Raw genomic sequence first — 15,404 nt, 5'->3', positions numbered from 1 at the left:
GATGCTCTGGTGCTGTCACTCGTCGTGCTGATCTCCGGTGGCGGATCCAATCTCCGCGCCCTCCTCGAAGCCTCACGCGACGCGGATTTCCCCGCTCGCGTCATCGCCGTCGGTGCCGATCGGGAGGCTGACGGACTCGCTCACGCCGAGGAGTTCGGCATCCCGTCGTTCACCGTCCCCTACTCGTCCTTCGACTCGCGGGCGGAGTGGGGCGCGGCGCTCCTCGAACAGATCCGGGTCTGGAACCCGGACGTCCTCGTGCTCAGCGGCCTCATGCGCCTCCTGCCACCCGTCGTCGTCGACGCCCTCTCGCCGCGTATCATCAACACGCACCCCGCGTACCTCCCCGAGTTCCCGGGTGCGCACGGCGTCCGGGACGCCCTGGCGGCAGGCGCCTCGCAGACCGGGGCATCGATCATCGTCGTCGACAACGGCGTGGACGCGGGACCGATCATCTCGCAGGAGCGCGTCCCCGTCCTGCCCGAAGACACGGAGCACAGCCTCCACGAGCGGATCAAGCCGGTGGAGCGTCGACTCCTCGTCCAGGCCGTCCGCGACCTCGCCACCGGAACCATCGACCTCGAGGCGCTCTCCACGGCGTCCCGCCCGCCAGCAGAAGGAGCACCCCAGTCATGAGCGGTCCCAGCCACGACCACAGCCTCTACCGCGAACGCGACCTCGTCCCCGTCCGCCGGGCGCTGATCTCGGTCAGCGACAAGACCGGGCTGCTCGAGCTCGCCGGCGCACTCGCCGCAGCGGGCGTCGAGATCGTCTCCACCGGGTCCACCGCGGCGACCATCCGCGGTGCGGGCCACACGGTGACCGATGTGTCCGAGGTCACCGGATTCCCCGAGTCGCTCGACGGTCGGGTCAAGACCCTGCACCCCTCGGTGCACGCCGGACTCCTCGCCGACCTGCGGCTCGAATCCCACGAGGCCCAGCTCGCCGAGCTCGGCATCGAGCCGTTCCAGCTCGTCGTCGTGAACCTGTACCCCTTCGTCGAGACGGTCGCGAGCGGCGCAGCCGGTGACGACGTCGTCGAGCAGATCGACATCGGTGGACCGGCGATGGTGCGCGCCTCGGCGAAGAACCACGCCAACGTCGCGATCGTGGTCTCTCCCGAGCGCTACGGGCTGATCACCGAGGCCGTCGCCGCCGGCGGCACCACGCTCGCTCAGCGTCGCTCGCTCGCCGCGCAGGCCTTCGACCACACCGCCTCCTACGACGCGGCTGTGTCCGCGTGGTTCGCGAGCACGGAGACGACCGCAGCCGAGGCCTTCCCCAGCACGCTGACCGTCACCGGTCGTCGCGAGGCGGTGCTGCGCTACGGCGAGAACTCGCACCAGGCCGCGGCGCTGTACGTCCGTCCGGGCGGTGCCGGGATCGCCCAGGCGACGCAGTTGCACGGCAAGGAGATGTCGTACAACAACTACGTCGACGCCGACGCGGCAGTCCGCGCGGCCTACGACTTCGCCAACCCCGCCGTCGCGATCATCAAGCACGCGAACCCGTGCGGTATCGCCTTCGCGAACCCGAAGGCACCCGACCCGATCGCCTCGGCCCACCGTCGGGCGCACGAGTGCGACCCGGTCTCCGCCTTCGGCGGCGTCATCGCGGCCAACCGCGTCGTGACCCTCGGCATGGCCGAGACGGTCAAGGAGATCTTCACCGAGGTGCTCGTCGCCCCGGGCTTCGAGGACGCCGCGCTCGAGGTGCTCAAGACGAAGAAGAACCTGCGGCTCCTGCAGCTGCCGGAGGACTTCGTGCGCGAGGACCGCGAGGTCCGGCAGATCTCCGGTGGCCTGCTCTACCAGGACGCGGACCGCTTCGCCGACGACCCCCAGGACACCGCCAAGGGCTGGACGCTCGTCACTGGCGAACCCGCCGACGACGACACCCTGCTCGACCTCATCTTCGCGTGGAAGGCGTGCCGCTCGGTGAAGTCCAACGGCATCCTGCTCGCCAAGGGGAGCGCGAGCGTGGGCGTCGGCATGGGGCAGGTCAACCGCGTCGACTCCTGCCACCTCGCCGTGAGCCGAGCCGGTGACCGTGCCGCGGGTTCCGTCGCGGCCTCGGACGCCTTCTTCCCGTTCGCCGACGGCCTGCAGGTCCTGCTCGACGCCGGTGTGCGCGCGGTCGTGCAGCCCGGTGGTTCCGTCCGCGACGAAGAGGTCATTGCTGCGGCCGAAGCCGCCGGCGTGACCATGTACTTCACGGGGGAGCGTCACTTCTTCCACTAGGCCGTGCCGCCCGCCCCTGTGGGGGTTCTGGGCAGGCTCGTGGTGATCTCCCAGCGGCGTCGGACCCTCGTGGCCCGACGCCGCTGTGTCGTTGAGCTACGGTTGTCGAATGATTGCCACCTGGAGCCGCAAGCTCATCGCATCCGCCGCCGCCGCCGTCGCGACCATCGTCGTGGGCTTCCTGGGGGTCATGTTCGTCACGTTCGTCGGCTACCAGTTCGCCGGGACGATCTTCGCCCAGGCGAGTCCGTACTTCTTCGAGAGCACGATCATCACCTTCGTGCTGCTGCTGATCGTGGGCGTCGTCGGCCTCTACCGGTACCGACTCCTCGCCCTGCTGGGCGGCGCCGCCCTCGCCGTCATCGGAGCGCTCCTCGGGCTCATCGTCCAGGTGGCGACGACGGGGCAGCCCATCGACAGCACCGTGCTCGGCAGCATCGTCGCGACGCTCATCAGCCTCAACCTCGTCTTCGTGGTCGTCGTCGCGCTCTCCGCGGCCTTCATCGGATACCCCGTGTACTGGATGGTCGTCCGCACGCAGGACGCCGTGCTCGACGACGGACGCCGCCTCGCACTCGTGCGGATGCCCGCCTCCAACCTTGCTGAAGGCCTCGTGACGCACCTGGAGCGCACGCCGATCGACACCGAACTCGCCGACAAGCAGTGGGACGCGTACGTCGCAGCGTTCGACGCCGCCGGCTGGGACACCACCGAGGTCTCCTGGGCCGACCAGCTCGCCGACTCCGTCTTCATCGAGGACGCCGTCATCGTGATCGGCGACGTCGCCGTGGTGACCCGACCGGGCGCCGAGAGCCGTCGCCCCGAGGTCGTCGCAGCCGAGACCACCGCCCGTGAGCTCGGCCTCCGGATCCACCGCATCGAGGGCGAAGGCACCCTCGAGGGCGGCGACGTCCTCCGGGTCGGCACGACCGTCTACGTCGGTCGCAGCGGCCGCACCAACGCCGAAGGCGTCCGGCAGCTCCGAGCCATCCTCGCGCCGCTCGGGTTCGACGTCGTGGCGGTCCCCGTCACGACCGCCCTCCACCTGAAGTCGACCGTCACCGCGCTCCCCGACGGGACCGTGCTCGTCCACCCCGACCTCGTCGAGGACCCGTCCTTCTTCGGTCGCCACCTCGTCGTGCCCGAGCGCGAGGGCGTCGCGGTGGTCGAACTCGCGGAGGACACCGTACTCATCTCCGCAGCCGCTCCCAAGACGGCCGCGCTGCTCGAGGACCGCGGCTACACCGTGGTCCAGGTGGACATCAGCGAGTTCGAGAAGCTCGAGGGCTGCGTGACCTGCCTGTCCGTGCGGGTCAGCTGAGTCGATCGTGGAGCAGCAGGCTGGAGCGCGCGGGGGTCGGGATCTGAGCCGGAGGACCGTCGCGCAGCGACTGGACATCCCGCTCGAGATGGCCAGGCACCACGGGATCCCGCCGTTCTGGTCGGCGGACCAGTTGGCGGCGTTCCTGGCCGACCCGCCGGCCTGGTACGTGCAGTCACGCGCGAACCGGACCGGAAAACGGCCGGTCTGGGTGGAGTTGCGGTGCACGATCTGCGGCACCAGTGAGACGCTCCGCCCGAAGAAGTGGTGGCCGGAGTTCTCGATGGTGAGCTGCTCCTGGCACGGCGCCGACCAGCTGCCTCCGGTGCCTGAGGGTGCCCGTCGGCGCGAGGTCGACGGCATCGGAGCCTTCGTCGGCATCGTCGACGAACCGACCTCCTGACGACGAGCGCACCCGGTCCGGTGCGTGCAACCGCATGGATCCCTTGCAGCCTGACGGCCGATTCCCATAGTCTGGTCTGCTGCGCCGAACCTCGTTCACCGTGATCGGTCGCCGTCCGCGTTCGAGTGCGACCTGTGCACCCGGCCCGCGGCTCTCGCCCCACAGGATGAGGAGGATGCCATGACGCTCTCGAACCACACCGCGCTCGCGCCGACGGTCGATCGTGCACGCTCCGCCTCGAGCCGCCGCCCGGTGGCCGTCCCGGCGCCAGCCGGACGCGACGCCGCCGCGGACGCCGACGCTTAGCACGAGCGCCAGGCAGTCCACCTCACCATCCGTCCGGCCTCGTCCGGGCCCGTCACCGGATGCTGCGACCTCGCACAGCGACCTCGCCGTCCGGCCGTTCCACGACCATCATTCCGTCGGTGATCGACGTCACCGACACTCTCGCAAGGAATCCTCGCAATGACTCCGCTCGGCGATGAACGCCGTCCTGTCCAACCGCGTCAGAGCACCTTCCGTGCCCTGATGCGGATCTACCCGTTCGCGAAGACGGCCATGCCGCGGATCGTGCTCGGCATGGTCGCCGCGCTCGTCGCCGGCCTGGTGGCGCTCGCGATCCCGCTCGTGCTGCAGGCCCTCGTCGACGGCCCGCTCTCGACCGGCGACTCCTCGCAGATCTGGCCGGCGGTGCTCGTGGTCCTCGCGCTCGGTGTCCTCGAGGCGGTCATGATCGCGCTGCGCCGCTGGTTCGTCCTGACTCCTGGGACGCACGTCGAGGCGCGGATGCGCAATGCGCTGTTCGCCAAGCTGCAGGACCTCCCCGTGACCTTCCACGACCGCTGGCAGAGCGGGCAGCTGCTCTCGCGCGCCGTCAGCGACCTCGGACTCATCCGCCGGTGGATCTCGTTCGGCTTCGTGCTCCTGATCGTCAACGGTGTCACGATCGTCATCGGTGCGGTCATCCTGTTCACCTGGAACTGGCTGCTCGGACTCATCTTCATCGCGCTCGCCATCCCCGTGTGGGTGTTCGGGTTCACCTTCGAGGGGCGGTACTCGGTGATCGCCCGGCGCAGCCAGGACCAGGCCGGTGACCTGGCGACCGCCGTCGAGGAGTCCGTCCACGGCATCCGGGTGCTCAAGGCGTTCGGTCGAGGCAAGCACGCCCTGCGGAGCTTCGCGTCGCGCGCCGAGGACCTGCGGGGCACCGAGATCGAGAAGGCGAAGGCCATCGCGGGGATCTGGTTCTGGCTGGTCCTGTTGCCCGACGTCGCCTTCGCGCTCTGCCTGTTGGCGGGGGTCTGGCTCGCGTCGATCGGCGAACTCACCGTCGGTCAGCTGTTCGCCTTCTTCGCGACGGCCACGATCCTGCGGTTCCCGATCGAGTCGATCGGCTTCCTGCTCGCGATGACCTTCGACACCCGTACGGCGACCGACCGGTATTTCGAGGTCATCGACTCGGTCAACACGATCACCGACCCCGAACACCCCGAGCGCATCCGTGAACCGCGTGGTGAGCTCGTGTTCGAGGACGTGCACTTCCGCTACCAGGACGCACCCGACCGCTACGCGGACGTGGTGAACGGCGTCGACCTCCGGCTCGAGCCGGGGGAGACCATGGCACTCGTCGGTCTGACGGGCTCCGGGAAGTCGACCATCACGGCACTGACCACCCGCCTGTACGACGTCACGGGCGGGCGGATCCTGCTCGACGGGGTCGACATCCGCGCGCTCACCCGGGAGGACCTGCGCCGGCACATCGCCATGGCGTTCGAGGATGCGACCCTCTTCTCGGCGAGTGTCAAGGAGAACGTCCTCCTCGGGCGGGACGACATCGACCTCGACTCCGCGGAGGCCGATCGGATCCTGCACGAGGCGCTCGACATCGCCCAGGCCGGGTTCGTCGACGAACTGCCGAACGGTGTGGAGACGTTGGTCGGTGAAGAGGGGCTCAGCCTGTCCGGTGGGCAGCGTCAGCGGCTCGCACTCGCGCGTGCGGTGGCCGCGCGGCCGGAGGTGCTCGTGCTGGACGATCCGTTGTCGGCGCTCGACGTCGACACCGAGGCGCTCGTCGAGGCGGCACTCCGCCGAGTGCTCGCCTCCACCACGGCCCTGATCGTCGCCCACCGGCCGAGCACCGTCACCCTGGCGGACCGCGTCGCCCTCCTGGAGGACGGTCGCATCACCGCCGTGGGTCGCCATAGTGAGCTGTTGCAGCACAACGCCCATTACCGCTACGTGATCTCGAGTCTGGAAGACGACGAACGAGAGTCCAACCGCCAGGAGGTGAACCTGTGACCCCGCCGACGACCGTCCACGGAGTGGAGGGTGAGGAGCGCGACGACCTCACCCGTGACGAGTCCGCGCACATCCGGCGCCGTTCGCTGCGCCTGCTCGGATCGCTGCTCGCGCCCCTGCGTCTGCGCGTGATCGCCGCCATGACCATCGTCGTGGTGTCGACCGCCGCCCAGGTCGCCGGGCCCGCGCTGATCGCCATCGGCATCGACCGGGCCCTCCCGGCCGTCCTGGAACGCGCCGACTGGATGCCGGCCTTCCTCGTGGTCGGCGCGTACCTGCTGACCGGCGCCGCCGGTGCGACGCTGATCTCCTGGTACACCGTGCTCGCCGCTCGGATCAGCCAGGCGATCCTGATCGACCTGCGGAAGCGCGTGTTCCTGCAGACACAGCGGCTCAGCCTCGACTTCCATGAGAGCTACACCTCGGGTCGCATCATCTCCCGGCAGACGAGCGACCTCGACTCCATCCGCGAGCTGCTCGACTCCGGCATCAACCAGCTCGTGTCCGGCGTGCTGTACATGGGGTTCACGGCCGTGGCCCTCGTCCTCGTGGACTGGGTCAGCGGGCTGGTGCTGCTCGGGTCGCTCATCCCGCTGTTCGTGCTCACGCGTTGGTTCCAGCTACGCTCGCAGCGGATGTTCCGCGAGTCGCGGGTCCGGTCGGCGAAGCTCATCGTGTTCTTCGTGGAGGCGATGACCGGCATCCGCGCCGTGAAGGCGTTCCGGAAGGAGCGGCGGAACGAGCGCGCGTTCGGCGAGCTCGTGGAGCAGTACCGCGACACCAACGCCCGGGTCATCCAGCTGTTCGGGGTGTTCGATCCCGGACTGGTGTTCATCGGCAACGTCTCCGTCGCCGTGGTGCTCCTCGTCGGCGGGTTCCGCGTCGCGGACGGACAGCTCGCGATCGGAGCGCTGCTCGCGGCGCTCCTCTACACGCGCCGGTTCTTCGACCCGATGGAGGAGATGGCGATGTTCTACAACTCCTACCAGTCGGCCGCGGCGGCACTCGAGAAGATCTCCGGCGTGCTCGAGGAGCGTCCCGGGGTGCCCGACCCGGTCGCGCCGGTCGACCTGTGGACGTCGCAGGGACGGATCACCTTCGACGACGTGACGTTCGCGTACGCCGCCGACCGGCTGGTGCTCCCGACGTTCGACCTCGAGATCCCCGCAGGGCAGACCATCGCGCTCGTCGGCACGACCGGTGCGGGCAAATCGACGCTCGCGAAGCTCATCAGTCGGTTCTACGACCCGACCGACGGTGCGGTGCGCCTCGACGGCATCGACCTGCGCGACCTGCACCCGAAGGACCTCCGTCGGGCGATCGTCATGGTGACGCAGGAGGCGTACCTGTTCTCCGGCTCGGTCGCCGACAACATCGCGTTGGGCAAGCCCGACGCGACGATCGAGGAGATCACCGCCGCAGCGAAGGCCGTCGGCGCGCACACCTTCATCGAGGCGCTGCCGAACGGCTACGACACCGACGTGAACAAGCGCGGTGGTCGGGTCTCGGCCGGCCAGCGGCAGCTCCTGTCGTTCGCACGGGCGTTCCTCGCGGATCCGGCCGTGCTGATCCTCGATGAAGCGACCGCTTCGCTCGACATCCCGAGCGAGCGACTCGTCCAGGAGGCGCTGCAGACCCTGCTCGCGGACCGTACCGCGATCATCATCGCGCACCGGTTGTCGACCGTCGCGATCGCCGACCGGGTGCTCGTGATGGAGCATGGCCGGGTGATCGAGGACGGCGCGCCCGCGGAGCTCATCGGCGGGACGGGTCGGTTCGCCGCGATGCACGCCGCCTGGCGGTCTTCGGTCGGCTGACCCGGACCGCGCAGGCGTGTCCACGGGGTCCTCCGGTGACGGAGTGACCCCGTGGGCACTACACCTCGTCTCGTCGACCTGCCACAATGAGCGGATGACCAGTCTGGAACCGCGTTCGCTGCGTGTCGCCGTCGCGGACGACGCGGTGCTCCTCCGTGAGGGTGTCGCGCAGATCCTCAAGGCGGGTGGTCACGACGTGGTCGGCTCGTTCGGCTCGGCGATCGACCTGGTCGATCGCATCGACGCGGGGCTGCAGCTCGACGCCGTCGTGCTCGACATCCGGATGCCGCCCACCCACACCGACGAGGGCATCGTCGCCCTCGAGCAGTTGCGGGCGTCGGGCTTCGCCGCCGGGGTGCTTTTGCTGAGCACCTACGCCGTGCCGTCCTACGCGGTCCGCGCGCTCGGCTCCGGTGGTGGCACCGGTTACCTGCTGAAGGATCGCGTCGCCGACTCCGGGACGCTCGTCGACGCCGTGGAGCGCGTGGCGGCGGGTGAGTCCGTCGTGGATCCCGAGGTCGTCTCCCTCCTCGTCGCGGAGCGGACCCGGTCGGACGGTCTTGACCACCTCACGGAGCGGGAACGTGAAGTCCTCACCCTCATGGCCGAGGGGCGGTCGAACTCCGGCATCGCGAAGGCGCTGGTCGTCAGTCTGAAGACCGTCGAAGCACACATCAGCCGCATCCTGGCCAAGCTCGGACTCGAGGACTCTCCGGCGGACCACCGCCGCGTCCTCGCGGTCGTGCGATGGCTGGAACACACGGATGGCTGACGGTCGCCCACACGGACGGGCGACATCGCTGCCGATCCCGGCGCCGGCCGGCCGCGGTCGACTGCCGTGGCCGCTGCGACTCGGCATCCTGCTCGCCGCCGCGCTCGTGTGCGTCCTGTCGGTCGTGTTCGGCGTCGTCCAGCCGGGCGTCGCCGACGGCAACGGTCTGCCCTGGTTGGTGGGCCACCTCGCGGCGCTGGTGGCGGCGGGGCTGATCTGGTGGCTGGCTCCGACGGCCACTCCGGGGTGGGTGATCGTCGGGTACGCACTGGCCGAGACGGCCTACATGTGGGCGTACGGTGTAGACGCGGGCTGGCTCTGGCCGCTCCTCATGTCGATCTCCGTGCTCCCGGGGGTCGCGCTGGTGTGGCTCGCGCTGGCCTTCCCCGCCGGGCGGCTGCGGCGCGGCTTCGATCAGCGGCTCGTCATCACCGCATCGGTCTACCTCGTCACCTATGCGATCGTGACGCTCCTGGTGACGCCGAACCACGTGCTCGACGCGAGCCACGAGCGGAGTCGGTATGCCGTCCTCGCCACCGGAGACGTGGCCGACGTGCTCGGTCGGGTCCATGCGGGTGTCATGGGGGCCTTCGCGGTCGTCGTCGCGGGTGTCGTGCTGCTGCGATGGGCGCGGAGCAGCGGAGCGGCCAGACAGGTGGCCTTCATCATGCCGGTCGCGTTCGTGTTGTGGCTCGTCATCGGGGTGGCGTGGTCCCTCGTCCGCCTCGGGGGATGGCCGGAGCACCTCCGGCTTTTCGTCGAGGACCTCAACGCGTTCTCGGTGGTGCTCGTTCCCGCGGCGTACGCGACGGGTCTCATCCGGATGCGGACGATCCGCGCCAGGGCCGTCGACCTGGTGCAGACCGGACAGCTGAGCGAGACCGGCCACGACCGCTGGGACGGTGCGGTGAAGACCGTCCTCGGCGACCGCACCGCCCGGCTCGTCTGGCCGGGATCGCAGCGGACCACCGACCGGGACCCACGCGGTCGGGCGATGTCGAGCGTCGGCGATGCGGACGCGCCGCTCGTGTACATCGAGCACGACGCGGCACTGCTCGACAACCCGCAGTTGCTCCGGTCGGTGTCGGCGTCGCTGCGCATCATGATCGACAACGAACGACTCACCGCTGAACTCCGCCACTCGTTGCGGGAGGTGAGCCGATCGCGGTTGCGCATCGTGCAGGCGGCCGACGAAGCGCGACGGCGGGCGGAGCGAGACCTGCACGACGGCTCGCAGCAGCAGCTGTTCTCCGTCGCCCTGCGACTCCGGATGGCGAGCGACGCGGCACGCGCCGACGGCCAACTCGCCCTGGCCGACGGCCTCGAGACCACCATCGATCAGCTCGCGAGCGCCATCAAGGAGCTCCGCGAGCTCGCCCGAGGACTGCATCCGGCGCTCCTGGCCGAGGGGGGACTGGTGCCGGCGATCGCCGAACTCGGGCGCCGGTGCACCGTCGTCACCAGGGTCACCGTCGAGCTGCGCGAGCGGCCCGGGCAACTCATCGAGGCGACCGTCTATTACGTCGTCTCGGAGTGCCTGGCCAACGTTACGAAGTACTCCGGGGCGTCCAGCTGCGAGGTGGTCGTCTCCGACGACCCCGACGGCGGGCTCCGGGTCGTCGTTGCGGACGACGGGGTCGGCGGTGCCGATCCTGCGCGGGGGAGTGGGTTGCGCGGCCTCGCGGACCGGGTCGACGCCGTGGGCGGGACGATGCGCGTCGAGAGCCCGGTCGGTGCCGGGACGGTCGTCTCGATCCACCTTCCCGGCTGATCGGGCGCGAATCCGGTCAGTACAGCAGCGCCTCGCGGCCCAGGCGGTATCGCCCGCCGCTCATCGGGACGATCGGTGTGCCTTCGGCCTCGTAGTGCTCGAGCGCGCGATCCTCGTGCCCCGTCGGAGGGAGACCGCCCGACCGGACGACTCGCCACCAAGGCACGGCATGCCCGTACTGCGCCATCACGCGACCGACGCCACGAGCCGACTTCGACCCGATGATCGACGCGACCTGGCCGTAGCTCAAGGCGCAACCCTCGGGGATGTCGGCGACGACGGCCAGTACGGCCTCGGCGAACGCCTCAGCCGAGTCCGTCGGTGACGACCCGCTCACGGCCTCAGAGACTGATGCTGCCGATGGTCTCGCCGTACTGGGTCTCGCCGACGGGGGTGAACCCGACGCGGAGGAAGAACGCCTCGGGACCGAGATCACCGGGCTCGTAGATGACGTTGACGTGGTCGAAGTCACGCTGCTTGGCCTCCTCGATGAGCGAGGCCACCGCGAACCGGCCGACGCCCCGGCCCTGGTCGTCGGCGTCGACGTTGATGCGCCACAGGGCGGAGCGGAACTCCTCCTGCGTCGACTCGTGGTCGAAGTTGGCGGAGATGAAGCCGACGACCTCGTCGCCGTCGAGGATGACGCGCTGCCAGGAGGTGGCGGGGTTCACGACCGCGGCGGCGACCGCGTAGGACACCGGGGCGATGAACTGCTCCTGCCCGGGTTTCATGGTGAGCGCGTTGACCGCCACGATCGTCGATGCGGACAGTTCTTCCAGACGCAGCTCAGCCATGTCCTTAGGCTAACCGGTCGAGCCGACCGCGGATAGTCCGGCCCCCGGGCGACACGCGGTGACCGCCGACTTCCACGGCCGAACCACAGCTGGGGTCGGGGACGGAACCAGGCCATCCGCAACTGTCTCGATGTCAAGAGACCTGGCGGGTCTTGTAAGCTAGGGCGTGGCCGTGCCGTCCACCTTTCGGATGCGGTCTCCTCCATGCCATGCGGAGCACTCCACCGCGTGCGCACCTCCGTAGGCCGCTCGGCTCAGGGCGGCATCAGAAAGGACAACCAGTGTCGAAGATCAAGGTCGAAGGCACCGTCGTCGAACTCGACGGCGATGAGATGACTCGCATCATCTGGCAGTTCATCAAGGACTCGCTCATCCACCCCTACCTCGATGTGAACCTCGAGTACTACGACCTCGGCATCGAGAAGCGTGACGAGACGGACGACCAGATCACGATCGACGCCGCGCACGCCATCCAGAAGCACGGCGTCGGCGTCAAGTGCGCGACCATCACCCCCGACGAGGCCCGTGTCGAGGAGTTCGGTCTCAAGAAGATGTGGCGGAGCCCGAACGGCACCATCCGCAACATCCTCGGCGGCGTCATCTTCCGCGAGCCCATCATCATCTCGAACATCCCGCGTCTCGTGCCCGGGTGGAACAAGCCGATCATCATCGGCCGCCACGCGTTCGGCGACCAGTACCGCGCGACCGACTTCCTGTTCAAGGGCGAGGGCAAGCTCACGGTCGAGTTCACGCCCGACGACGGCTCGGAGCCGCAGAAGTTCGAGGTCTTCCAGTCGCCCGGCGACGGCATCGCGCAGGTGCAGTACAACCTCGACGCGTCGATCCGCGACTTCGCGCGTGCCAGCCTCAACTACGGCCTGAACCGCAACTACCCGGTGTACCTCTCAACGAAGAACACCATCCTCAAGGCCTACGACGGCCGGTTCAAGGACATCTTCCAGGAGATCTTCGACGCGGAGTTCAAGGAGCAGTTCGAGGCTGCCGGCATCACCTACGAGCACCGACTCATCGACGACATGGTCGCCTCGGCCATGAAGTGGGAGGGCGGTTACGTCTGGGCCTGCAAGAACTACGACGGCGACGTGCAGTCCGACACCGTGGCGCAGGGCTTCGGCTCGCTCGGTCTCATGACGAGCGTGCTGGCCACGCCCGACGGCAAGATCGTGGAGGCGGAGGCCGCACACGGCACCGTCACGCGCCACTACCGCCAGCACCAGCAGGGCAAGCCCACGTCGACGAACCCGATCGCCTCGATCTTCGCGTGGACCCGTGGCCTGCAGCACCGAGGCGTGCTCGATGGCAACCAGGAGCTCATCGAGTTCGCGGCGACCCTCGAGGACGTCGTCATCAAGACGGTCGAGTCCGGCGCCATGACGAAGGACCTCGCGCTCCTCGTCGGCCCCGACCAGGCCTACCAGACGACCGAGGAGTTCCTCGAGACCATCTCGGCGAACCTCAAGGCACGCCTGGCCTGATGACGTCGGCCTGACCGACACCAGCACCACACGGACGGGGTCCGGGAGCACACGCTCCCGGGCCCCGTCCGCCGTTCGGGTCTCGACGTCGGTCCGGACGGTCGTGTTAGCGTCGATGGACCACCTCGACGACGAAGTGAGGACCATCGATGTCACCGATGACGAGAAGACAGTTGCTCGCCTGGGCTGCAGCGGGTGGTGCGACCGCGCTCCTGGCGGGCTGTTCCACCCCGGGGACGGTGTCGCCGAACACCGGTCCGACGATCGCCCCGGCCGCCGCCGGCGAACGGATCACGCTCACGTACTGGGCCTGGTTGAAGGACCTCCAGAAGGTCGCGGACGTCTGGAACGCCGACCACCCGAATGTGCAGGTCGAGGCCGTGTGGATCCCCGGAGGCAACGACGGCGGGTATCAGAAGCTCTACTCGGCGCTCGCCGCGGGTGGTGGTCCGGACCTCGCGCAGGTCGAGATGCGGACGCTCCCCGAGTTCCTGCTCGTGAACGGGTTGGTCGACCTCCGGCGCTACGGCGCGGACGAGGTCGCGTCGCGGTACAACGAGACCCTCTGGAACCAGGTCTCCTACGTCGACGGGGTCTACGGGATCCCACAGGACTCCGGTCCGATGGCGCTCTACTACCGCCCGGACCTGCTCGACCGGGTGGGCGCGAAGCCCCCGGCCACCTGGGACGAGTGGTTCCAGGTGGCGGGGGCTGTGCGCGAGGCCGACATGTACCTGGATTGCTTCGCCCTCGACGACGCCTCGTGGTTCGCGGCCATGGCGACCCAGGCCGGCGCGTCCTGGTTCCGTGTCGACGGCGACCGGTGGATCGTGGACATGACGGACGACGCGACCCTGGAGACGGCCAGATTCTTCGACCGGGCCATCGACGAGGGCGTCATGACCACCTCCTACAGTCAATTCTCACCGGCCTGGTTCGCCGCTGCGGCGAAGGACTCGATCGCGTCGCTCGCCGGAGCCAGCTGGGGAGACGCCCTCCTGCAGGGCGTCTCGGGGGCCGAGGGCAAGTGGCGGGTCGCGCCGTTGCCCCGGTGGGGAAGTGAGGGGTACGGCTCGACCTTCCAGGGCGGGTCCACGGCTGCCGTCCTCGCGAACAGCGCCCACCCGAGGGAGGCGCTCGAGTTCGCCGTGTGGATGACCACGAGCGACGCCGGCATCGACGCCATGATCGAGTACTCAGGCATCGGGTGGTCGCCGAACGACGCCTACATCGGCGCGCGCCGGCAGCAACCGAGCGAGTTCTTCGGTGGCCAGAACTACAACGAGGAGGTCTTCGTGCCGGCGGCCAAGGAACAGAACAACGAGTGGCAGTGGTGGCCACTGACCCAGCAGACCTTCAACATCCTCGCCGACGGGTTCCGGGCCAAGGCCTCGGGCGGCACCCTCGTGGACGCCGTGGTCCAGGGACAGCGCGACGTCATCACCGCCTTCCGAAACAAGGGCCTCCGGATCGAGGCGGCGTCGTGAGCGCCGTCACGGAACGCCCGGCGCGCGGTGTGGCGGACGACCCGTCGCGGTCGGGAGCGCAACGACGACGCCGGACCTCGGTCGCGGCTCCGTGGGTGCTCCTCGGACCGTTCCTGGCGCTCTTCGTCCTCACCTTCATCCTGCCGATCATCGTCGCGATCGGCAGCAGCTTCCTCCGGGTGTCACGGAAGGGCGTCTTCGGCGAGGAAGGTGTCACGACCGAGTTCGCGTGGTTCTCCAACTACGCCCAGGCCCTGGAGAACGGCAACTTCATCGCCTCGATCGGCCGGATGCTCCTCTTCGGCGTCGTGCAGGTCACGGTCATGATCGCCCTGTGCACCCTGCTGGCGCTCCTCCTCGAGTCCGCCTCCGCGAAATGGCCGGGCTTCTTCCGGGCCGTGTACTTCCTGCCCTACGGCATCCCCGGCGTGATCGCGACGATCCTCTGGTCGTTCCTCTACGTCCCGGGACTCAGCCCGATCATCGACATCGCCGGGGCGATGGGGATCGAGCTCGACTTCCTCGGCGCAGGCACCGTGCTCTGGTCCATCGCCAACATCGTGACGTGGACCTACACCGGCTACAACATGATGATCATCGTCGCCCAGTTGAAGGCCATCCCCGGCGAGGTGTACGAAGCCGCGAAGGTCGACGGCGCCGGCCCGTTCCGCGTCGCGATGAGCATCCAGCTCCCGCTCATCCGGCCGGCGCTCATCCTCACGACCGTGTTCTCCATCATCGGCACGCTCCAGCTCTTCGCCGAGCCCCAGGTGCTGCAGACCGTGTCGCCCGCGATCGACAACGAGTACACGCCGAACCTCAGCGCCTACACGACCGCGTTCGCCTACAACGACTACAACGTCGCCGCAGCGCAGGCGGTGCTCATCGCCGTTGTCGCGTTCGCGCTGTCGTTCATCTTCCTGCGTCTGACGTCGAGGAGGGCATCATGAGCGAGACCCGGAGCATCACGACCGCGACCTCGTCGAAGCGAGCCCAGCGGCTGAG

The 15,404-nt window shown here is 69.0% G+C and carries 14 protein-coding genes; 12 read left to right on the top strand and 2 right to left on the bottom strand.

Annotated features, from left to right (window positions below; translation table 11 throughout):
- The first annotated feature begins 9 nt into the window (after nt 1–9).
- The 9 genes from purN (at nt 10) to ACQG07_RS03640 (ending at nt 10,622) form a co-directional block, all read left to right on the top strand.
- The gene (gene purN, locus ACQG07_RS03680; RefSeq protein WP_085510275.1) at nt 10–636 is read left to right on the top strand and encodes a phosphoribosylglycinamide formyltransferase; all 627 of its coding nucleotides are present in this window, start codon (nt 10–12) and stop codon (nt 634–636) included.
- On the top strand, nt 633–2,240 hold the full coding sequence (gene purH, locus ACQG07_RS03675) for a bifunctional phosphoribosylaminoimidazolecarboxamide formyltransferase/IMP cyclohydrolase (RefSeq protein WP_159877997.1): 1,608 nt from the start codon (nt 633–635) through the stop codon (nt 2,238–2,240). Before purN ends, purH begins: the two co-directional genes overlap by 4 nt.
- 109 nt (nt 2,241–2,349) lie before the next feature.
- Nucleotides 2,350–3,561 (top strand): dimethylargininase, encoded by a 1,212-nt coding sequence (ddaH, locus tag ACQG07_RS03670; RefSeq protein WP_426737203.1) that lies wholly within the window; start codon nt 2,350–2,352, stop codon nt 3,559–3,561.
- Between the two features lie 88 nt (nt 3,562–3,649).
- A complete protein-coding gene (locus ACQG07_RS03665; protein ID WP_426737343.1) occupies nt 3,650–3,964 on the top strand; it encodes a hypothetical protein in 315 nt (104 codons plus the stop codon).
- A gap of 180 nt (nt 3,965–4,144) precedes the next feature.
- Entirely contained in the window at nt 4,145–4,270 is a 126-nt protein-coding gene (locus ACQG07_RS03660; protein ID WP_256377204.1) for a hypothetical protein, read from the top strand.
- A gap of 159 nt (nt 4,271–4,429) precedes the next feature.
- The gene (locus ACQG07_RS03655; protein ID WP_426737200.1) at nt 4,430–6,262 is read left to right on the top strand and encodes an ABC transporter ATP-binding protein; all 1,833 of its coding nucleotides are present in this window, start codon (nt 4,430–4,432) and stop codon (nt 6,260–6,262) included.
- Nucleotides 6,259–8,079 carry an ABC transporter ATP-binding protein gene (locus tag ACQG07_RS03650; protein WP_426737198.1) on the top strand — a complete coding sequence of 607 codons (1,821 nt, stop codon included), beginning with the start codon at nt 6,259–6,261 and terminating at the stop codon, nt 8,077–8,079. Before ACQG07_RS03655 ends, ACQG07_RS03650 begins: the two co-directional genes overlap by 4 nt.
- Before the next feature lie 94 nt (nt 8,080–8,173).
- Entirely contained in the window at nt 8,174–8,851 is a 678-nt protein-coding gene (locus ACQG07_RS03645) for a LuxR C-terminal-related transcriptional regulator (protein ID WP_426737197.1), read from the top strand.
- Nucleotides 8,844–10,622 carry a sensor histidine kinase gene (locus ACQG07_RS03640; protein WP_426737195.1) on the top strand — a complete coding sequence of 593 codons (1,779 nt, stop codon included), beginning with the start codon at nt 8,844–8,846 and terminating at the stop codon, nt 10,620–10,622. The genes ACQG07_RS03645 and ACQG07_RS03640 overlap by 8 nt, the downstream gene beginning before the upstream one ends.
- A gap of 16 nt (nt 10,623–10,638) precedes the next feature.
- Here the strand turns inward: ACQG07_RS03640 and ACQG07_RS03635 are convergent, their stop codons facing one another.
- Nucleotides 10,639–10,959 (bottom strand): MGMT family protein, encoded by a 321-nt coding sequence (locus ACQG07_RS03635; RefSeq protein WP_064296644.1) that lies wholly within the window; start codon nt 10,957–10,959, stop codon nt 10,639–10,641.
- 4 nt (nt 10,960–10,963) lie between these two features.
- Complete coding sequence (locus ACQG07_RS03630; protein ID WP_079705295.1) at nt 10,964–11,416, bottom strand: GNAT family N-acetyltransferase; 453 nt, start codon at nt 11,414–11,416, stop codon at nt 10,964–10,966.
- 281 nt (nt 11,417–11,697) lie between these two features.
- On the opposite strand from ACQG07_RS03630, the gene ACQG07_RS03625 reads away from it, so the two are divergent.
- From ACQG07_RS03625 to ACQG07_RS03615, 3 genes are all read left to right on the top strand, one after another.
- Complete coding sequence (locus ACQG07_RS03625; protein WP_079705296.1) at nt 11,698–12,912, top strand: NADP-dependent isocitrate dehydrogenase; 1,215 nt, start codon at nt 11,698–11,700, stop codon at nt 12,910–12,912.
- Nucleotides 12,913–13,061: 149 nt separating this feature from the next.
- The gene (locus ACQG07_RS03620; RefSeq protein WP_426737192.1) at nt 13,062–14,399 is read left to right on the top strand and encodes an ABC transporter substrate-binding protein; all 1,338 of its coding nucleotides are present in this window, start codon (nt 13,062–13,064) and stop codon (nt 14,397–14,399) included.
- A complete protein-coding gene (locus ACQG07_RS03615; RefSeq protein ID WP_370582582.1) occupies nt 14,396–15,349 on the top strand; it encodes a carbohydrate ABC transporter permease in 954 nt (317 codons plus the stop codon). The genes ACQG07_RS03620 and ACQG07_RS03615 overlap by 4 nt, the downstream gene beginning before the upstream one ends.
- Nucleotides 15,350–15,404: the final 55 nt, after the last annotated feature.

This window comes from Plantibacter sp. 2H11-2, from assembly GCF_050031945.1.
GTDB classification, from domain to species: domain Bacteria; phylum Actinomycetota; class Actinomycetes; order Actinomycetales; family Microbacteriaceae; genus Plantibacter; species Plantibacter auratus.
This window is presented reverse-complemented; position numbering and strand designations above follow the sequence as displayed.